General features: G+C 60.4%; 19 protein-coding genes. 6 read left to right on the top strand and 13 right to left on the bottom strand.

Features of this window, described 5'->3' with window-relative positions; translation table 11 throughout:
• Window positions 1-3: 3 nt before the first annotated feature.
• The 4 genes from WBR25_RS09275 (at window position 4) to hypA (ending at window position 2773) form a co-directional block, all read left to right on the top strand.
• On the top strand, window positions 4-255 hold the full coding sequence (locus WBR25_RS09275) for a HypC/HybG/HupF family hydrogenase formation chaperone (RefSeq protein ID WP_167572652.1): 252 nt from the start codon (window positions 4-6) through the stop codon (window positions 253-255).
• The gene (gene hypD / locus WBR25_RS09270) at window positions 249-1361 is read left to right on the top strand and encodes a hydrogenase formation protein HypD (RefSeq protein ID WP_167572651.1); all 1113 of its coding nucleotides are present in this window, start codon (window positions 249-251) and stop codon (window positions 1359-1361) included. The genes WBR25_RS09275 and hypD overlap by 7 nt, the downstream gene beginning before the upstream one ends.
• Window positions 1358-2362, top strand: a complete 1005-nt coding sequence (gene hypE, locus WBR25_RS09265; RefSeq protein WP_252656389.1) for a hydrogenase expression/formation protein HypE — start codon at window positions 1358-1360, stop codon at window positions 2360-2362. Before hypD ends, hypE begins: the two co-directional genes overlap by 4 nt.
• 69 nt (window positions 2363-2431) lie before the next feature.
• The gene (gene hypA, locus WBR25_RS09260) at window positions 2432-2773 is read left to right on the top strand and encodes a hydrogenase maturation nickel metallochaperone HypA (protein ID WP_252656388.1); all 342 of its coding nucleotides are present in this window, start codon (window positions 2432-2434) and stop codon (window positions 2771-2773) included.
• On the opposite strand, the gene WBR25_RS09255 is transcribed toward hypA, so the two are convergent.
• The gene (locus WBR25_RS09255) at window positions 2751-3119 is read right to left on the bottom strand and encodes a hypothetical protein (protein WP_479749723.1); all 369 of its coding nucleotides are present in this window, start codon (window positions 3117-3119) and stop codon (window positions 2751-2753) included. The two genes, hypA and WBR25_RS09255, sit on opposite strands and share 23 nt — an antisense overlap.
• Here WBR25_RS09255 and hypB point away from each other — a divergent pair.
• Entirely contained in the window at window positions 3000-3854 is an 855-nt protein-coding gene (gene hypB / locus WBR25_RS09250) for a hydrogenase nickel incorporation protein HypB (RefSeq protein WP_479749722.1), read from the top strand. The genes WBR25_RS09255 and hypB overlap by 120 nt on opposite strands.
• Before the next feature lie 366 nt (window positions 3855-4220).
• On the opposite strand, the gene WBR25_RS09245 is transcribed toward hypB, so the two are convergent.
• The 11 genes from WBR25_RS09245 to hybO form a co-directional block, all read right to left on the bottom strand.
• The gene (locus WBR25_RS09245; RefSeq protein WP_479749721.1) at window positions 4221-4862 is read right to left on the bottom strand and encodes an ATP-binding cassette domain-containing protein; all 642 of its coding nucleotides are present in this window, start codon (window positions 4860-4862) and stop codon (window positions 4221-4223) included.
• Window positions 4862-5650, bottom strand: coding sequence for an ATP-binding cassette domain-containing protein (locus WBR25_RS09240; RefSeq protein WP_479749720.1), 789 nt, complete (start codon window positions 5648-5650; stop codon window positions 4862-4864). Before WBR25_RS09240 ends, WBR25_RS09245 begins: the two co-directional genes overlap by 1 nt.
• Window positions 5644-6459 (bottom strand): ABC transporter permease, encoded by an 816-nt coding sequence (locus WBR25_RS09235; protein ID WP_479749719.1) that lies wholly within the window; start codon window positions 6457-6459, stop codon window positions 5644-5646. The genes WBR25_RS09240 and WBR25_RS09235 overlap by 7 nt, the downstream gene beginning before the upstream one ends.
• Entirely contained in the window at window positions 6449-7459 is a 1011-nt protein-coding gene (locus WBR25_RS09230; protein ID WP_479749718.1) for an ABC transporter permease, read from the bottom strand. Before WBR25_RS09230 ends, WBR25_RS09235 begins: the two co-directional genes overlap by 11 nt.
• Window positions 7444-9066 carry an ABC transporter substrate-binding protein gene (locus WBR25_RS09225; RefSeq protein WP_479749717.1) on the bottom strand — a complete coding sequence of 541 codons (1623 nt, stop codon included), beginning with the start codon at window positions 9064-9066 and terminating at the stop codon, window positions 7444-7446. The genes WBR25_RS09230 and WBR25_RS09225 overlap by 16 nt, the downstream gene beginning before the upstream one ends.
• A 131-nt stretch (window positions 9067-9197) precedes the next feature.
• On the bottom strand, window positions 9198-9749 hold the full coding sequence (hybE, locus tag WBR25_RS09220; RefSeq protein WP_279490724.1) for a hydrogenase-2 assembly chaperone: 552 nt from the start codon (window positions 9747-9749) through the stop codon (window positions 9198-9200).
• Window positions 9731-10261 (bottom strand): HyaD/HybD family hydrogenase maturation endopeptidase, encoded by a 531-nt coding sequence (locus WBR25_RS09215; RefSeq protein ID WP_279490723.1) that lies wholly within the window; start codon window positions 10259-10261, stop codon window positions 9731-9733. The genes hybE and WBR25_RS09215 overlap by 19 nt, the downstream gene beginning before the upstream one ends.
• The gene (gene hybC, locus WBR25_RS09210) at window positions 10261-11964 is read right to left on the bottom strand and encodes a hydrogenase 2 large subunit (RefSeq protein WP_216977587.1); all 1704 of its coding nucleotides are present in this window, start codon (window positions 11962-11964) and stop codon (window positions 10261-10263) included. The genes WBR25_RS09215 and hybC overlap by 1 nt, the downstream gene beginning before the upstream one ends.
• On the bottom strand, window positions 11961-13148 hold the full coding sequence (gene hybB / locus WBR25_RS09205) for a Ni/Fe-hydrogenase cytochrome b subunit (protein ID WP_021230238.1): 1188 nt from the start codon (window positions 13146-13148) through the stop codon (window positions 11961-11963). The genes hybC and hybB overlap by 4 nt, the downstream gene beginning before the upstream one ends.
• The gene (gene hybA, locus WBR25_RS09200) at window positions 13141-14187 is read right to left on the bottom strand and encodes a hydrogenase 2 operon protein HybA (RefSeq protein WP_075114769.1); all 1047 of its coding nucleotides are present in this window, start codon (window positions 14185-14187) and stop codon (window positions 13141-13143) included. The genes hybB and hybA overlap by 8 nt, the downstream gene beginning before the upstream one ends.
• Before the next feature lie 2 nt (window positions 14188-14189).
• Window positions 14190-15323, bottom strand: coding sequence for a hydrogenase 2 small subunit (gene hybO / locus WBR25_RS09195; protein WP_005360163.1), 1134 nt, complete (start codon window positions 15321-15323; stop codon window positions 14190-14192).
• Between the two features lie 1234 nt (window positions 15324-16557).
• Here hybO and WBR25_RS09190 point away from each other — a divergent pair.
• Window positions 16558-17631 carry a GGDEF domain-containing protein gene (locus WBR25_RS09190; protein ID WP_440018253.1) on the top strand — a complete coding sequence of 358 codons (1074 nt, stop codon included), beginning with the start codon at window positions 16558-16560 and terminating at the stop codon, window positions 17629-17631.
• A 43-nt stretch (window positions 17632-17674) separates the two neighbouring features.
• Here the strand turns inward: WBR25_RS09190 and WBR25_RS09185 are convergent, their stop codons facing one another.
• Entirely contained in the window at window positions 17675-18811 is a 1137-nt protein-coding gene (locus tag WBR25_RS09185) for a glycosyltransferase family 4 protein (protein WP_479749716.1), read from the bottom strand.
• Window positions 18812-18814: the final 3 nt, after the last annotated feature.

Here is an 18814-nt window from a genome sequence, read left to right as displayed (position 1 = left end):
TCCATGTGTTTATCCATCCCCTCTCAGGTGGTGCAACTGCACCCCGAAGATAACTGCGTCACCGTCGACACCCTGGGGGTGCAGCGGCGCGTCAGCTGCATGCTGCTCGAAGAGCCCCTCCTGGTGGGCGACTATGTGCTGCTCCATATCGGCTTTGTGATGAGCAAGATTGACGAAGAGGAGGCGCAGACCAGCCTCGAGAGCTTCCGCCAGATGGTGGCCCTGATGCCCAAACAGGATATCTTGCCATGCTGACCTTGAATGATCTCTTTCAGGGCTTTCGTCAGCCCGAGGTGATCCGTGCCCTCGCCGCCCAGATCACCGAACTGGCCAAGGAGCTGCCCGAACCGCTGCGGGTGATGGAGGTGTGCGGCGGCCATACCCACACCATCATGAAGTACGGCCTGCACCAGCTGCTGCCAGCCAGCATCGAGTTCGTTCACGGTCCCGGCTGCCCGGTCTGCATCATGCCCAAAGAGCGCATCGATCAGGCCATCGAGCTGGCGAGTCAACCGAATGTCATTCTGGTCACCCTGGGGGACATGATCCGGGTGCCGGGCTCCAAAGGCACGCTGGCCCAGCAGCGGGCCAAGGGGAGCGATATCCGCCCGGTCTATGACCCCCTCGACGCCCTGCGCATCGCCAAAGAAAACCCGGAAAAAACCGTGGTCTTCTTCGCCATCGGTTTCGAGACCTCTACCCCGATGACCGCCGCCTTGCTGGCTGCAGCTGAAGAACAAGGGGCCCTGAACCTGCTGTTTCATATCAACCATGTGCTGGTGCCCCCCGCCATTCATGCGGTGATGGCCGACGGGGTGGCCAAGGTGAACGCCTTTATCGGCCCCTCCCACGTCAGCGTCATCACCGGCGCCGATATCTACCTGCCCATCGTCGATCGTTATCAGGTGCCGGTGGTGGTGAGCGGTTTCGAGCCGGTGGACGTGATGGAGGCGCTCTTGATGATGGTGCGCCAGAAGGTGGAGGGTCGCTACGCGCTGGAGGTGCAATACAGCCGCGCCGTCACCGCTAGCGGCAATAAAGCCGCCCAGCGGCTGGTCGAGCGCTTTTTCGAGACCCGCGAGCACTTTCGCTGGCGAGGTCTGGGGGATATCAACGCCTCCGCCCTGCGCCTGCGGGATGCCTTCGCCAAGCGCGATGCAGAGCGTCACTTTGCGCTCAATCAGACTCCCATCGATGACCACAAGGCATGCCAGTGCGCCGATATCCTGCGCGGCCTGGCCAAGCCAAACCAGTGCAAAGTCTTTGGCCGGGGCTGCACCCCGACCCAGCCCATGGGCAGCTGCATGGTCAGCTCCGAAGGGGCCTGCAATGCCTACTACCGATATATGGGGATCCAATGAGAGAAATTCAGTTAAGCCACGGCGGCGGCGGCGTCGAGATGAATCAGCTGATCAACCAGCTCTTCTTTCGCCACTTTGGCAACGAGATCCTGCTGCGCGGTGAAGATGCCGCCCTGCTGCCGGTAAGCGGCCCCGTCGCCTTCACCACCGACAGCTTTACCGTCTCGCCGCTCTTCTTCGAGGGGGGTGATATCGGCAAGCTGGCCATCGCCGGCACGGTTAATGATCTCGCCATGATGGGGGCCAAGCCAGAGTATCTGAGCTGCAGCTTTATCATCGAGGAGGGCTTCCCCTACGCCGATCTGGCCCGCATCGTCGAGTCGATGGCCGCGGAGCTTGCCAACAGCGGTGCCCGCATTGTCTGCGGCGACACCAAGGTGGTGCCCAAGGGAGCCGCCGACAAGATCTTTATCAACACCAGCGGGGTCGGCACCTTCCCGCTGCCTGAGCAGAGCCGGGGCATCTCGGTACGCAACCTCAAGGCCGGTGATGCCATTCTGGTGTCGCGGGATATCGGCAGCCACGGCGCCTGCATCCTGATGGCCCGTGACGCCCTACAGCTGGGCTCCGATCTCAAGAGCGACTGTACCACCCTCTGGCCGCAGGTAGAAGCGCTGCTAAAAGCGGGGATTACCCCTCACGCCCTGCGCGATGCCACCCGCGGCGGCCTCGCCGCCGTGCTGAATGAATGGAGCACAGCCTCCCGGGTGGCCATCGAGCTGGAGGAGTCCGCCATTCCGGTGTGCGATCCGGTGCGTGGCCTGTGCGAGCTCTACGGTTTCGAGCCCCATGATCTCGCCAACGAGGGAACCATGGTACTGGCCCTGCCTGCTGAACAGGCGCAGGACGCGCTGGGCATCCTGCGGCAATTCAACCCCGCAGCCAGCCAGATCGGCGTGGTACAGGCGAGCGATCGCCACAAGGTGATCCTCAACAACCCCTGGGGTAGCCGCCGTTATCTGGAGCTACCGCAAGGGGAACTGCTGCCGCGGATCTGTTGAGCGGCCATGCCGTTCCGTCAATTACAGGGAGGAGTCACTGCTCCTCCCCATATCGGTTAAGGAGCCACCATGCACGAAATGTCTCTGGCCATGGCTGCCATCGATCTGGCGGCCGAACAGGCCACCCAGCGGGGCTTTAACAAGGTAACCGCCCTCTGGCTCGAGGTCGGCAGCTTCTCCTGCGTCGACCCGGACACCATTGCCTTCTGTTTCGAGGCCGCCGCCAAGGGCACCGCCGTCGAAGGGGCCCAGCTTCACTTTCAACACAAGGCGGCAGAGGCCTGGTGTTACGACTGCAACCAGACGGTCACCCTCACCGAGCGCGGGCAGGCCTGTCCCGAGTGTGGCGGGTACAAATTACGAGTCGCGCAGGGTGATAGCCTGCGCATCACCGACATCGAGGTAAGTTGATATGTGTAGCGTATGCGGATGCGGCCAGGCGCGGATCGCCGGCCATGAGCACGATCATGAGCACGATCATGAGCATCATCACGAACATGAACATGGTCATGAACACGACCATCATCATGCTCATGACGCCCATCACCATCATGATCACGAGCAGAGCGCGCCGCGCACCCTGATCATTCACCACCACTATCACCATCAGGGGGATGTCCATCACCACTACCACGGGGTGCGGGCTCCTATAAGCCATGAGGGGCATGATCACCCCCATGAGCACCACCATGATCACCCCCACGACCACCATCATGATCATGCCCACTCTCATGACCACGGCCATTCCCACGCGCATCCCCATGACCATGACCATGACCATGACCATCAGCAGGGTGATCTGCACTATGGCAAAGGGGAAGCGGGATTGTCGGTGCCCGGCATAGGGCAACGCCAGCTGATCGCCATCGAGATGGATGTGCTGGCCAAGAACAATGCCTTGGCGGCCCATAACCGCGAACACTTCGACGAGGCGGCCCAGCTAGTGCTCAACCTGGTCTCTAGCCCGGGTTCAGGCAAGACCACCCTGCTGTGCGAAACCCTGCGCCAGCTGGCCGACAAACGCCCCTGCGCCGTGATTGAAGGGGATCAGCAGACCAGTGCCGATGCGGATCGCATTCGCGCCACCGGCGTCCCTGCCGTGCAGATCAACACCGGCAAGGGCTGCCATCTGGATGCCAAAATGGTCCACGACGCCTGCCACCAGCTGCCCGCCAATGAAGGGGGCATCCTCTTTATCGAGAACGTGGGCAATCTGGTCTGCCCTGCCAGCTTCGATCTCGGCGAGAAGTACAAGGTGGCGATCCTCTCCGTCACCGAGGGGGAAGAGAAGCCGCTGAAATACCCGGACATGTTCGCAGCTGCCCAGCTGATGGTGATCAACAAGATTGATCTGCTGCCCTACGTCAGCTTTGACGTGGCCCGCTGCATCGAGAACGCCAAACGGGTCAACCCCTATATTCAGGTGATCCAGGTCAGCGCCACCACCGGCGAAGGGATGGATGCCTGGCTGAACTGGCTGGCCACAGCCTGAACCAGAACCGGTTAAACGCCGTTGCTAACGGTGGATAACACAAAGAGGGAGGCTGATGCCTCCCTCTCTTTTATCTGCGAATCTTGCCCGCCGTGCTATCTATCCAGAGTGGCCAGCGTTTCATACTCGCCCCCCTCACCCTAGCCCTCTCCCCTGGGAGAGGGAACCGGTTTGTGGATGCCGACAGCATGCTGCAACTATACGACTCCCTCAAACCCCTCAGGGGGCGCTTCGAGCATAACAACCAGCCATATTTTCAAACCCCGAGATTTTCCAAACCCTAAACCCTGAGCGTGGTGAGATGGCACCTTCAACTCCCTTCTCCCCTTGCGGGAGAAGGGCTGGGGATGAGGGGGAAGCCAATCCTCAGGCCGCATTTTCAGCCAATACACCAGTCACGGGCTGCATCTCACCAAAGCGCAGCACCCGATGGCAGATCTGGCGCAGCAGTGCCTGCTGGTGACTGAAGACAAGCATACCAAGCCCGCGCTGCTCGCACTCAATCATCAACTCCCGCCAGAGCTCACGCTGAATTTGCGGGTCCAGCTGGGCAGTCACCTCATCGGCAATCAGCAACCGGGTGCGGGGATCGAGGGCGCGCAGCAACGCTATGCGGGCCAGCTCGCCACCTGAGAGCTGGCCGGGTTTACGACTGAGCCATTCAGGCTTGACCATAAAGCGGGCAAGCATGGCGTCATCGGGGCGCCATACATCCCAGAGCGCCTGCCCGGTGGTGCGATAGGGATTGAAGGTGAGCTCCGGGTGCTGGGGCACCAGCTGGATGGGGTTATAACCTTTTACCTGTTCAGGTACTGGCTGCCCATCCAGCAGGAACTGACCACCAACCCCAATCGGTTGCCAACCGGCCAATACCCGCCCCAGGGTGGTCTTGCCGTGGCCGCTCGGGGCGGAGATACCGAGCCGCTCGCCCGCTTTCACCGTCAGCGATAACCCCTGCCAGAGGGGGCGTTCCCCCTGGGCGATGGTGAGATTTCGTACTTCCAACATTATGAAACCTCCGGCACAGAGAAGAGCGCGTTGAATTCCGGCAGCGCCTGCCAGTGGGCACGGAGCATCTCGCTCCCCTGCCCCTGCCGCAGATGGTGGCTGCTCAAGGTATCGCTCACCTGCCCCTGATGCAGCGCCACAATGCGATCGGCAAAGCGGGCCGCCAGCGCCAGATCGTGGGTCACCCAGAGGATACCGCTGCCCTGATTGGCCAATTCACGCAACTGGCCGAGCAGCAGACAGGCCAGCCCCTCGTCGAGCCAGGCGGTGATCTCGTCTGCCAGAATGTAGCGGGCACCGCCGAGCGCCGCAGTGCAGGCCAGAATGCGCTTGGCCATGCCGCCGGAGAGCTGGCGCGGGTACCTGTCCAGGGTGGTCGCGGGCAGCTGGTAGCGCAGCAGTTGCTCGCCGAGCCGCTCGCGAGAACCATTCTGGCCACAGAGGCGTGCCGCCCGGCCTAGCTGGCGCTCCACCGTCAGCAGCGGATTGAGGGCGCTTACCCCCTGTGGCACATAGCAGAGGGTGTGGCCGCGCAGGCTGGCCCGGCAGGCATCACACAGAGGCGTGCCATCGAGGGAGATGCTGCCGCGCATGCGCAGGTTGTCCGGCAGCAATGTCAGGGCGCTTTGCAGCAGCAGGCTCTTGCCCTCGCCGCTCCCCCCCACCAGCGCCACTATCTCCCCCGGTGCCAGTTGCAGGCTGATATCGGTCAGCAATGGCTGCCAGCTGCGTCGCCCCAGCCAGGAGTAGTGGGCCGCCTCTATGGTCACCTGATCAAAACTCAGCATGGTTCACTCCTGTGCCACAACAGCTGTTGCAAGGCGCGGGTAGCCTGATCAAACAGCAACACCAGCAGCAGCAACATCAGCCCCGGGAAGAGGGCCTGCCACCAGCCGCCACCGGCCAGATAACGCAGGGCATCGGCCAGCAGCAGGCCCAGCGAGGCCTCGTGGGCCGCCAGCCCAAAGCCGAGAAAGCTCAAGGCCGCACTGTGCAGCACCGCATGGGGAAACATCAACAAGGTGCCGATAAACCACTGGGGCAACAGCCCCGGCAGCAGGTGGGTACGCCAGCGACGCAGCGCCCCCATCCCCTGACAGCGGGCCAGCACCACATAGTCGCTGCAGGCGATCCGCCGCGCTTCTGCACAGAGAATGAGTGCCAGCTTGGGCCAGTGGGTCAGCGCCACCGCCAGGATCACCCCGCGCATACCGCCCCCCACGGTAAAGCAGATCAAAATCAGCAGCAGCATATGGGGCAGCGCCAGCATGGCGTCGATCACCATTCGCACCGCCGCATCACATCTGGGGTGAACGAGCGACACGCTTGCCGCCACCATGGCCAGCAAGCCACTGCAGAGTGCCGTGCTGATGCCCAGCTCCAGACTGGTGAGGGTGCCCTGAAAGGCTCGCAACCAGAGATCCCGCCCCATCTGATCGGTGCCGAACCAGTGGGCCAGCGAGGGGGGTTGCTGGCGCGCCAGCAGATCCATCGGCACATCCTGATGAGAGAGGCTCCAGCCGTAAGTGGCCAGCAGCGCCAATCCGAGCAGGGCAAAAACCAGCCTCAGTATGGAGGGAAACGGATTAAACAGCATGCTCGCCCTCCCAACCCCGATTGATGCGCGCCAGCAGCAAACTGGCCACCGTGTTGCCAATAAAGACCAGCAGGGTGCAGAAGAGCACTATGCCCATCAGCAGGGGGATATCCCCCCGCAGCCCCGCATCCACGGTGGCCCGGCCGAGCCCCGGATAGGAGAAGACCTTCTCCGCCAACAGCGAGCCGCCAATCAGCTCGCCGAGGGAGGCAAACTGCAGGCAGAGCGCCGGGGTCAGGGCGTGGCGCAGCACATGAAAACGCAGCATGGGCCAGCCGCCATCCCCCTGAGCGCGGGCGTAGCGGATAAAGTCACTTTCCAGCACCTCGGCCACCCGCCCCCGGGTATGCAGGGCAATATTGCCCAGCCCGAGCAGGGCGAGCGTGGTGACCGGCAGCAGCAGATGACGCAACCGCATCAACCAGTCCGCTTCATCGGCAGCGAGCCCAGGCGTCCAGGCGCAGCAGACCGGCAGTAGTGGCCAGTGCACCGCAAACAGGGCGAGCAGCAACAAGCCGACCCAGAAGGTGGGCAGGGAGGCGAGCAGGTAGGCAAAACGGCAAATCAGGCGATCGGGCCAGCGGTTGAGATAGTGACCGGCGCAGAGGCCCAGCAAAATCCCGAACAAGCCGGAGAGCAGCCAGGCACCCGCCAGCAGCAGGAAGGAGGCAGCAAAGCGGCTGCCGATCACCTGAGCCACCGGTGCGTTGTAGAGCATGGAGTAGCCGAGATCCCCCTGCAGCACCTGGCTGAACCAGTGCCAGTAGCGCAGCCAGAGCGGTTGATCCAGCCCCCAGCGAGCGGCGATGCGGGCGTACTGCTCCGGCGGCACATGGAGCAGATCGTTGCCGATATAGGCCTTGATGGGGTCGATGGGGGAGTAACTCAGCAGCACAAAGGTGGCGACCGAGACCAGACATAACAGCCCTGCCAGACGCAGCAGGGCTTTTAGCAACAGATAACCTGAATGAATCAAGGGCGAACTTAACGGCACGTCCACCGCCAATCCTGCAGGTTGTTGAGGAGTGACCAGCTACCGTGGATTTCCGGCGCCCCCTTGCCAAGGTCGATGCAACGGTTGGCGAGATAGGTGTGCTGCACGTTGAGCAGCCAGGCCCAGGCGGCATCTCCCTGCACTCCGGCGCCCGTTTTGCCATCCCACTCCACCTGCTGCCAGAACGGCACGGCCGCCTGCCAGTTCGGGGCATCCAGCGCCTGCTTGAGGTGGCCATCCACCACAGGGTTGCTGTAGTAGCCCGGGTTGTAGAACTCCACCCCACCGGAGCCGCTCTGGTAGTGGTGATAGAGCTCCATGGGATCCAGACTCCCCCACCCCATCAGCACCGGATTGGCGTGCATCTCTCGCTCCACCTGCTCCCAGCTGCCGGACTTGAGGCTCACCTCAAGACCGATGGGCTTGAGCATGGCACGCACCGCTTCCGCCAAATCCCGGCGGGTGCTGTCGCCACTGGTGTACCAGAGGGTAAAGGCGGCGCGCAGGGAGCCCTTGTGGCGAATGCCGTCACTGCCCATCTTCCAGCCCGCTTCGTCGAGCAGGGCATTGGCGTGGGCCGCATCGCCATCCTTGAAGGCGGTGGCTTTGTTCAGCCAGGGTAAGCCTTCTACCGCGCTGTAAGCGGGGATGGCGTGCCCCTCCAGCAGCTGGTCGGCCAGCAACTTGCGGTCAATGGCGTAGTTGATGGCGCGGCGCACCGCTACATCCGAGGTCACGTCGTTGCCGATGGGATAACCCTTGGCATCCTTGCCGCCCGCAGGCGGAATGGGGAAGACGATGCCGCGGTTCTCCACGCTCGGCCGCACCCAGAGCTTGAGGGAAGCAGACACGGTTGGCGCCAGTGACGGGGCGATGCGCACCACATCAAGCTGGCTACTCTGGGCGGCGGCATAGGCGCTCTCTTCATCGATAAAGACAAAGACCAGCCGTTTGAAGTCGTTGTTGCCGCCGGCGTAATAGGGGTTCGCCTCCACCACCAGCTGCTGACCGGGCAGGAAGCTCACCAATCGGTAGGGGCCGGCACCGACCGGTTTTTGGGCATAGGCTTTTGCGTCGTAATCCCGCTTCGACACTATCCCCAAGGATCCCAGCACGTTGACGAAGGTGCTCTGAGGGGCGCTAAGAGTGATGGCCACCTCGGTGGGCGAGAGCACCTTGGCCGAGACAAAGTTGCCCATGTCGATCTTGCCGCCACCCTTGGCCGCGCTGTTGTAGGTAAAGGCCACATCTTCGGCGGTGAGCGGCGCGCCGTTGGAGAATTTCAGGTCAGGCTTGAGGGTAATGAGCCACTCCTTGCCATCCTTGTTCGGGGTCACCGCCTGGGTGAGCACATTGTGCCAACTGAGATCGGCACTATCGCCAGCAATCTGTTTGAGCAGCGGGCTGTGCAGCAACAGGTAGCTGCCGTGACTCCAGCCAAGCAGAGGGTCAAACCCTTCGGTGGGTTCGGCTCCGATGGCGAGCTTGAGCTCGGCAGGCACAGATTGGGCGGCGGCCAGCGCCGCGTGAGAAGCGGTGCCCAGCAGCAGGGTCAACAGGGCGGCAGCACTGGTGCCACAGTAATGGCGAAGGGAATTACGTGGAACAGTCATGGGGATCCTTCTTGTTTTGTACCACTCACGGCTCATCACTCAAAAAAGAGGTGGAATGCGTGTCTGAACATGGGAGTGAGGGGCCAAAATGGCCCCCTATTCTAAACTTGATTTCGCGTGAAACCTAGCGACTATGCCGGTTGACCGCGCCGGGCACCGAATAGCCGTCTGCGACCCAGATCCACGCCGCCAGCCCCTTGTTGTACCGGCAAGGAGAGCAGCATCTTGAGGGTGCTGCTCACCAGTGCTCGCCCCTCCCCGGCCCCGAGATGGGGATCGAGCGGCGACATCAGGGAGCAAGCCAGCAGCTGTCCCGTCTCGGGCAATTCACCCACCATAAAGGTCATGTTGCCACAGGGGAGCTGCAGGGCGAGCCGATCGCTGTTGCTGCGTACCGGCCAAAGCTGATCCGGCCCCGGCAGCACCACCACGCTCAACATCCAGGGGGTGAGCACGCAGCCGAGCCACTGTCCTTCAAACAGCACGCACTCCGCCACAATGGGCATGGTGGCGTGATAGAAGGGCAACGCCTGCATCTCTTCGCGAGCGATCCGCTCGTACTGGGCTACCAGCAGAGGCGAGGGATTGCTGGCAAAACCGGCAAACTCCTGCGCTGTCTCCGGTACTATCTCCAGCACTCTCTCCAGCACTCTATCAACCTCGCTTAAATGGGACTGCGCCATAGGCCCTCCTGCTCTTGTTCAGCTTTCTCCTGCTCAGAGAGCGGGATTGCAGGGGCACCGACACTGGCCAGCAGGGTCAAAATCCGATCCGTCGCCTCCCCCATAGCGGCCGCAACCACGGGGGTGAGGCCGATGCGCGGTTCGAGGGATTCGGGTTCGACCCCGATCAGGGTGAGCCGCTTGGGCGACTCCCCCGTCATATGCAACGCCGAGAGCACATCCGCCAGCCCCAGCTGATGGGGGGAGATCTTGCGGCCAAACAGGGTCGGGATCTCCTCATCTTTCAGGGTCACTACGGTGCCCGGCGGATTACCGCTGCGCACCGCATCCACCAGAATGATGTGATCGCGACTGGCCATCGCCTCCAGCAGCTCCATACCGGCGGTACCGCCATCGAGCAGCTCGATGCCGGGGGCGAAACGGTAGTTGCGCCCCAGCCCCTCAACGATGCGCACGCCGACGGCCTCATCACTCAAGAGCAGGTTGCCCACGCCCAGGATCAGGGTGTTCATCACAGCACCTTCACTTGGGTCGTTTCGCCATTTTGGGTATCCACCACATGCACAGCGCAGGACATGCAGGGGTCGAACGAGTGGATGGTGCGCACCACTTCCAGCGGCTTGGCCGGATCGGCTACCGGGGTGCCCACCAGCGATTGCTCGTAGGGGCCGGGTTCATCGTTGAAGTTGCGCGGGCCAGAGTTCCAGGTCGACGGCACCACCGCCTGATAGTTCTCGATCTTGCCGCCCTTGATGACGATCCAGTGGGAAAGCATGCCGCGCGGCGCCTCTTCAAAACCCACCCCGCGAAACTCCTTGTCCGCCGGGATCTCGGCCTTGATGTAGGCGGTGGTGTCCCCCTTGCCGATGTTGTCCACCAGCGCCTTCCACTGGTGCGCCAGAGTATCTTTCAGCACGCAGCAGCGCACCGCTCGACCGATGATGCGACCCATGGTGGAGTGCAGCTGTTCGGTCTTGATGGCAGAGCCGGTGAGCGCCTTGTAGATGCCGTTCAGCTGATCGAAATGCGCCACCGTCTCCGGGTGTTTGGCGGCCAGCTTGACCAAGAGGTCTGCGAGCGGCCCCACCTCCACCACCTTGCCGTAGAAGGTGGGGGATTTGACCCAGGAGTATTTGCCATCATCCTGCCAGCCGGTGTAGTTGGGCTCGGTCTTGCCCTCCCACGGCTTGAGAGGCTCGTCATCCTTGTACCAGGCGTGCTTGTTGCTCTCGGCGATGCCCTCCATCAGCCAGCTATCCTGATGACTCTCGATGGGGCGATAACCCGCCAGATTGCCATTCTCGATATAGCCGCCCGGCATCAGGAAGCTGCCACCGTTGGCATCGGTGGGGAGCTCCGGCACGCTCAGGTAGTGCTTGGCCCCCTGCCCCAGACTCAGCCACTCGGGGTAGTGGGCAGCGATGATGGCGGCATCCACCTTGTAGACCTGCTCGATAAACTCGCCGAGCCGGTCGATAAAGCTCTTCACATAGAGCAGTCGCTCGAGATTGAGCACGCTCGGTGCATCCAGATTGATGGGGTTGGCCACGCCGCCCACCGCCAGATTCTGGATGTGCGGGCTCTTGCCACCGAGGATGGCGACAATGCGGTTGGCATCGCGCTGGCACTCCAGTGCCTGCAGGTAGTGGGCCACGGCGATGAGGTTTACCTCCGGGCTCAGCTTCATCTCCTTGTGACCCCAGTAGCCGTTGGCAAAGATGCCGAGCTGACCGCTCGCCACCAGCGCGCGGATTTTGTCCTGCACCTTGGTCAGTTCATCGGCACTGTTGAGGGACCAGGTTGATACCCCCTTGAGCATGTCCGCCGCTTTTTGCGGATTGGCCTCAAGGGCCGCGGTGATGTCCACCCAGTCCAGCGCGGAGAGCTGATAGAAGTGGACGATGTGATCGTGGATGTTGTGGGCCGCGATGATGAGGTTGCGGATGAACTGGGCGTTGATCGGCACCTTGGCACCGATGGCGTTCTCCACCGCCCGCACCGAGGCGATGGCGTGAATGGAGGTACATACCCCGCAAATGCGCTGCACTATCATCCAGGCATCGCGCGGGTCGTTGCCCTTGACGATCTCCTCCATCCCGCGCCACATGGTGCCGGACGACCAGGCTTTGGTCACTTTACCGCCTTCGATTTCGCAGTCGATACGCAGGTGCCCCTCAATGCGGGTGATGGGGTCTATGGTGATACGTTGGCTCATACGTTGGCTTTCCCTCGGGCCTGATAATCTTGGTGAACACGTTCAAGTGATGGCAGTACCGGCAGCAGCCGGATCAACAGCAAATAGGCACACACCTCGATGGCAACAAAGCCCAGAGAGATCAGCACTTCCTCCGCGGAGGGGAAGTAGTGGTAGCCATTGCCGGGGTTGAAGGCGAGCAGGGAGTAATCCAGTCGCCAGAGGGCGGCGCCCAGCAGCATGCTGAGGGCCCCCAGGAACAACATGCGCGAATCCCGGCGGCTCTTGTCCCAGTGGAACACCAGCAGCGGGAAGATCATCAGCGCAATCTCGCTCCAGAACATGATGGAGAAGCGATTGAACTCGGAGAGATACTCCGACTTGTCGTGGATGACGATCTCGGCAAAGCGCAGCGCCACAAACAGGATCAGGAAGATATCGATCACCTGGGTCAGCTTGTAGAAGAGCGACTTCTCATTGGGGCCCCGCCCCGCCAGTCCCGCCTGCACCAGAGAGCCCTCAAATACCACGATGGAGAAGCCCATGATAAAGGCGGTCAGAAGCGAAAAGACCGGCAGCAACTCGTAGCTTTGCCAGAGCGGATGGATCTTCTCCCCCGCCACTATCATCAAGGATCCCATGGAGGATTGGTGCATGGTGGGCAGCAGAGCCCCCAGCGCCAGCACGAAGAACATGATCTTGTTGAGGCGAATGAGCGACGCCTTCCAGCCGAACTTCTCCAGCAATACCGGCGCAAACTCCAGCGCCATCACCCCGATGTAGATGGTCATGCAGACCGCCGTCTCAAACAGCACCGAGGAGGTGTTGAAGTGACCGGGCAGGTAGAAGTACGGCAGGTTCCAGTAACGCCCCACGTCGATGGTGATGGAGAGGCCACCGAGCGAGTAGCCAAACAGGCTTGCCAACAGGGCCGGTCGCACCAGCGGGTGGTACTCGCCCCGGTTGAACACATAGACAGCCCAGGCCAGTGCCCAGCCGCCGCAGGCGAAACCGGTACCGATCAAGAGATCGAACGAGATCCAGAGCCCCCAGGGGTAGCCGCCATTCAGATCGGTGACCGAGCCCAGCCCGAAGACGAGGCGCTTCAAGATCAACATGCCGCACAGCACGGCAAAGGGGGCCAGCACCAGCACAGGCCAGCTGACCAGCTTGCCGCCGAGGGGATACGCCTTGTGGTTACTCATGATCCTTGCCTCCCTTTGTGGTGCCCTGATCCTTGATCTGCGCACTCCCCTGATCATGACCATCATCGTGATGGTGATCGTGACCATTCTTGGTGTTGCGACGGATCAGCACAGAGAGGCCGGTCAGCACCACCATGGGCAGCACCATCCCCTTGTAGAGGGTGTGCTGGATATGCTCGGAGCGGGCACCGGAGGAGAGCTCCGGCAGATCGGGCATGTCGAGCTTGGTATAGGGCACCCCGGCCAGCACCAGCACCTGGGTGCCGCCCCCCTCTTTCTCGCCATAGACGTAAGGCTGGTAGTTGGGCACTTCGTGCAGGTAGGGGTCGTTGGCAGAGAGGGTCTGGCGCGGATAGGCATATTCGCTGCCCGGAGTCGCCAGCAGACGACGCTTGGCCTCGGCCATCAGCTCCTCGCGGGTGCCGAAGATCACGGCGCCGGTCGGGCACACCTCGACACAGCCGGGCAACTTGCCCTGATCGATCCGCTCAAGCCCCTTCTGGTTGCAGAGCTCGCACTTGTGGATCGCCCCCAGCGGATTGTCGTAGTCATATTTGGGCACATCGAACGGGCAGCCCACCATGCAGTAGCGACAGCCGGTGCAGACGCTCGGGTCGTAGTGAACGATGCCGGTCTTGGGATCTTTTTTAAGAGCCTGCACCGGACAGACAGAGACGCAGTTGGGATCGACACAGTGCATGCACTGCTTCTTGATGTAGGCGTAGCCATCCACCAGCTGATCCTTGTGCTCGCCAGTGCCGCTCTTCCACACCTGAATGATGTTGTTGGTGTAGGGGGTCAGCTTGTCGTTGTTGGACCAGGTTTGCGCCCCGGCTGGGTTGGTCGGGTTGCCGTTGAGGCGCTGACACTCCGCCACACAGGCCTGACAGCCGACGCAGAGGGTGGAGTCATACAACATACCGAGCGCGCCGGGAATGGGCGGCTTGTTCTTGGCCGCTGCCAGTGCGGTGCCGGGTACGGCTGTGCCCGCCGCCAGTGCACCGACGGAGGCGAATTTGAGGAAGTTGCGTCTGTTCACGGTTACTCCTCCCGTGATGGGTGCTGCCCGGCTTCGTGGCGCTTCTGCTGGCGACCGAGTTCACGCACCGTCATCAGACTCACCCCTACCAGCACCCCGAGGGCGCCACCGATAAGGCCAGTCGCGGTGGGCGAGGTATAGCCCCCCTCCTGAATTTTCACATCGGGTTTATCCACCCGCGGGGTCGGGTTCTCTACCTTGGCGAGCTGGAAGATCCCCTTGCTAAAACCGACCCCCTGCTCGTTGCAGCCATAACAGGGGTGACCGATACCGACCGGCCAGATGCCGCCGCCCACATCGCAGAACTCCAGGGTCGAGCAGTTGCCGTAGGTCTCCGGCCCCTTGCAGCCCAGATGGTAGAGACACCAGCCCTGACGGTGGCCCTCATCACCAAACTCCTTGGCAAAACGCCCTGCGTCGAAGTGCGGACGACGCTCGCAGTTCTCGTGGATCAGCCGCTCATAGGCAAACAGCGGACGCTTCTTGCTATCCAGCGCCGGCAGCTTGCCGTAGGTGATGTAGTAGGCAACCGTGGTGAGGAAGTTGTGGGGATTGGGCGGACAGCCCGGGATATTGATGATGGGAGTGCTGATGTTGCCGAGGGCCTCTTCCAGACTGACAGCGCCGGTCGGGTTGCCACCGCTGGCAGGCACACCGCCCCAGGCGGCGCAGGAGCCGATGGCGATGACGGCAGCCGCATCACTGGCGGCACGGCGAATATGGTCGACGATGGGTTCACCGGCCACCATGCAGTAGACCCCGCCATCCTTGAGCGGAATGGAGCCATCCACCACCAGCACATACTTGCCTTTATAACGCTTGATGGCGTTGTGCTTGTTCTCTTCAGCCTGATGACCAAAGGCCGCCGAGAGTACCTCGTGGTACTCCAGCGAAATGGTATTGAGGATCAGGTTCTCGATGGTGGGGTGGGTGGCGCGCAGCAGCGATTCGGTACAACCGGTGCACTCCTGCGCCCCAATCCAGATCACCGGCGGCCGTTCGGGGCTGGTGAGCGCGGTGGCCATCTTGGCGACGGCATGCTGACTTAATCCCAGGGTTGCGGCCATCCCAGCACACAATTTCATAAAATCACGGCGATTAATCCCATGAGCCGATAAAAAATTATCCTCGACCATTCTACTTATTCCCGTAGTGAGCACTTGTTTGATAAATGCTTAATAGCGGAAATGCTAAGGACTCACCCACCCTGCAGTATTGATCTCTATCAATTTCGACCGGCTTACCCCTATTTTCATAGCGAGCCACATCACAAACGAAATTAATTACCCCCTAAGGGATATTTAGCAACACCGTAAATTTTATGAACTTAATTGGATATTAAATAATTAATCACCGAATATCCTCTCTTTCACTGTGAGCCAAATTAACATGATTGAAATCTTGGCTATACCGCTCATTTCACAATACTGATGCCCACCAATAAATGATCCGTTGAATATATCTTTACTCATTCCATTGCATATTTCATACAGTCATCCACGGGACAACCTCCTGACTTGCCTCCCCACACCAGAACGCTCTCACGGCCAGCTGCCACCGGTAGCAAGCACGGCCTGCACGGCAAGATTTACCTGCATGTCGCTTGGTTTCAGTTTGCATTTTACCTGCGCTTCAGTGCGACACGTTCTACTGCTAGCCCACACAGCACAACCCCGCTTGGCCTCCCTGATGTTTAACACCGCTTAGTGAAAAGATGCCGCCGAGGTATGCATATCAGTATGACCTTCCCCACTCTTTATTGTCTTGGATGCTGGTGAGTAAAATATCGCGTTCACGGATATGTTTACGCATCATCGTGAATCTGCATTCAAATTAATGGTGAGAGAAAAAGCAAGGTGGAAGGCTGCCTGCAACATAGTGATCATATTTAACTCGCGATGCATTCGCTCATCCGGTTACAGATGTTACCGCCCACATTCACACTATTTACCTTCACGTCACCCCGCTTAATTAACCAGAGCGTAAATATCCATCTCCATCGAGATAGATGATAATTATTCTTGTTCAACTGCAGCAAAAAGAAATGAACGGGGATGACGATAAACATGACAAACGATAAGGGTGTTAATCATCAGCCAAGCAGTGGCTCCAGCAACTACCTTGCCTTATCGAACTCGAACTCGTTGACAGCCCTGCTCACCTCGTGAAATGCAGCCCGCAGCGGCCGCAGTTGCAGAGAGAAACCTCCCCCTGACTGCCTCTGATAACCACGCCATGGAGCCTTGTTTCTGGCTGGCCCTACGGACACTTGCCAAGTGCGGGAATTGAACAAAAAAACGAGAAAAATCAAGATAGATAGCCAATTAAAATGACATAATTGACTATAGTTCAATCGAACGTTTGAAAAACGTGACCACTTCACATGGGCCCAGCGCAATGACCACTGAACGGGAACAGTTGATCCGCTCACTGTTTGATGAGTACATCGAGATGTATTCATCACGGGATGATCGGCTCACCACGCGGTTTAGCGACAATTTCAGCGGCTTTGCAGGCAGCAGTGATGTTCTGGTTACCGATAGGGATGAGTGGATCCGGATAACCCGCCGCGATTTTGCCCAGATCCCGGGCAGGATCCGCCTGGAAATACTCGATGTGACCCTGCAAGATCTGGCCGCTGATGTGGTGGCTGTCACCGCCTTCTTCCATATCCATCTACCGAAATCAGAACCTATCCTCTCCCGCAGAACCGCCAGACTGGTATTGATTTTTCGACACGAAGCCATGGCGTGGAAAATTGCTCACAGCAGTATCTCCATCCCTTACAGTGCGGCTCGGGAAAGCGAAATTTACCCGATGACCAGTCTGGAGGAGCGCCAACATGAGCTGGAGCTCATTATCGAGCTCAGAACCAAGGAGCTGGCGGAAGCGAACCGGAAACTGGAAGCGCTCAGCAATACCGACGGGCTCACCAATATCGGCAACCGTCGTCTGTTCGACAACTCATTGAACCAGGCCTGGGAGCACTGTATTCAGACAGAGATGCCGATTGCGCTCATCATGCTCGACATCGATCATTTCAAGCAGTTCAACGACCTCTATGGCCACGTTGCCGGTGACGAGTGCCTTCGATTGCTGGCCCATACCCTGGCGCAATCCGGGCGCCGCTCGGGGGAGTTGGTGGCCCGCTACGGCGGAGAGGAATTTGTCATCCTGTTGCCACATGTCGAGCGTCAATCCGCCTATGAAATTGCCCAACATATCCAGCGACTGATTTTTGCACTCGCGCAGCCACACGCACAAAATGCCACCGGTCTGGTGACCGTTAGCATGGGTGTTGCCTGCCTCAGACCATCGAGTCACTGGCAGCCATCTGAACTGGTCAAACTGGCTGATGCTGCGCTCTACACCGCCAAATCATCCGGCCGTAACTGCATCAGAGTGGCGGAGTCACCCAGCCTCCCGCAACCAGTCTGCCCATAATCCCTCATACACCCCCATCCTCCCCGTGGGGAACCACTGCGCGCTAACCATGCACGGCAAGGCTCAACGCATCCCATCGCAACATACCTTCCCACTGATCCAGTGTGCTTTGGTAGGTATCCGCCGCGTTGTAATGGACCATGGCATGCAGGCGGGCATGATGGCCAAGTCGCTTGACCACGTCGGGCATGGCATTGAGGCTGGCCAGCACCCGCGCCAGATCGCCGGGATCGTTTGGCTGATATTTACGGCAATTCACGTCATCCGTAAGGTGTCGGTCCCACCAGGCGCCATCGGCCGGGATCACCACGCATAATCCTGCCGCCATGGCCTCCAGAATGGAGAGGCCAAAGGGCTCCTGATGACTGGTGGAGACAAAAATGCCGCATTGTGATCGGATCTCGTCAAGATTGGCGGGGTTGGCATACCAGTGCGTGTCTGGCAGCTGTGGCTGAGGCTGGCTGCAGGGTTGCAGCGTGCCCTTGGGCTGCAGATAGCACACCATCAGCTCGGGGCGCGCGTCAGGGATCAGTTGATGGGCGGCCAGCATGGTCTCCAGTCCCTTCCAGCGCAGCAACGAGGCCGCCCACAAAATACGAGGCCCCCCCAGGGTCGCTTTGGGCCAATCAATCTCGCTCAAACCGTTGGTAAATGGCTGCCAGTGTGACGGGAACTCGGTCTCGCCAAGCCGGGCCAGCAATGCCGCCAGGGAGCTGCGAGTTGATTCGAGATAAAACACAAAATTCGCCCGTTGCAAGGCCCTGGCAGAGAGCCCCGAGCACCCCACAGGGCCATGGATCAGCTGAACCACCCGGCACCGCAACCAGCGGGCCGCCCAGTAACAGCAGAGATCCACCCCAGGCCCGGACGCCGCCACCAGACACTTCACCTCCCCCAGACGCAACACCAGCCAGAGGATCAGCATGGTCTGCCACCCCTGTTTGAGCAGATAACCGATGCCGGACTCCCGCCCCTTCAATATGTGGGGCAGCCAAAGGGGATGATGCTGACAACGGGACCAGGAGTCGGGATCCTGGGTCAGCACATGGCATGTGAGCCCGGGCATCCGTTTGGCCAACTCATCGAGCAGCACTTCGGTCGCAACCTTGGAGCCACCGCGAAACGGGATGGGATCCACGACGATGATCTTTCCAAACACCGGCTCAGTTTGCATGCTCATCTT

It is taken from the genome of Aeromonas sp. MTB (genome assembly GCF_056632455.1).
The sequence above is the reverse complement of the archived record's forward strand: the minus strand, read 5'-3'. Positions and strand labels throughout refer to the sequence as shown.

Excerpts from the sequence above, each read along its gene's own strand:
- hypE (WP_252656389.1), top strand. The coding sequence starts at position 1,358 with ATGAGAGAAATTCAGTTAAGCCACGGCGGCGGCGGCGTCGAGATGAAT.
- hypD (WP_167572651.1), top strand. The coding sequence starts at position 249 with ATGCTGACCTTGAATGATCTCTTTCAGGGCTTTCGTCAGCCCGAGGTG.
- WBR25_RS09225 (WP_479749717.1), bottom strand. The coding sequence starts at position 9,066 with ATGACTGTTCCACGTAATTCCCTTCGCCATTACTGTGGCACCAGTGCT.
- WBR25_RS09215 (WP_279490723.1), bottom strand. The coding sequence starts at position 10,261 with ATGAACACCCTGATCCTGGGCGTGGGCAACCTGCTCTTGAGTGATGAG.
- WBR25_RS09245 (WP_479749721.1), bottom strand. The coding sequence starts at position 4,862 with ATGTTGGAAGTACGAAATCTCACCATCGCCCAGGGGGAACGCCCCCTC.
- hypA (WP_252656388.1), top strand. The coding sequence starts at position 2,432 with ATGCACGAAATGTCTCTGGCCATGGCTGCCATCGATCTGGCGGCCGAA.
- hybC (WP_216977587.1), bottom strand. The coding sequence starts at position 11,964 with ATGAGCCAACGTATCACCATAGACCCCATCACCCGCATTGAGGGGCAC.
- WBR25_RS09240 (WP_479749720.1), bottom strand. The coding sequence starts at position 5,650 with ATGCTGAGTTTTGATCAGGTGACCATAGAGGCGGCCCACTACTCCTGG.
- WBR25_RS09255 (WP_479749723.1), bottom strand. The coding sequence starts at position 3,119 with ATGCGCGTGGGAATGGCCGTGGTCATGAGAGTGGGCATGATCATGATG.
- hybO (WP_005360163.1), bottom strand. The coding sequence starts at position 15,323 with ATGGTCGAGGATAATTTTTTATCGGCTCATGGGATTAATCGCCGTGAT.
- hybB (WP_021230238.1), bottom strand. The coding sequence starts at position 13,148 with ATGAGTAACCACAAGGCGTATCCCCTCGGCGGCAAGCTGGTCAGCTGG.
- WBR25_RS09235 (WP_479749719.1), bottom strand. The coding sequence starts at position 6,459 with ATGCTGTTTAATCCGTTTCCCTCCATACTGAGGCTGGTTTTTGCCCTG.
- WBR25_RS09185 (WP_479749716.1), bottom strand. The coding sequence starts at position 18,811 with ATGAGCATGCAAACTGAGCCGGTGTTTGGAAAGATCATCGTCGTGGAT.
- hybE (WP_279490724.1), bottom strand. The coding sequence starts at position 9,749 with ATGGCGCAGTCCCATTTAAGCGAGGTTGATAGAGTGCTGGAGAGAGTG.
- WBR25_RS09275 (WP_167572652.1), top strand. The coding sequence starts at position 4 with ATGTGTTTATCCATCCCCTCTCAGGTGGTGCAACTGCACCCCGAAGAT.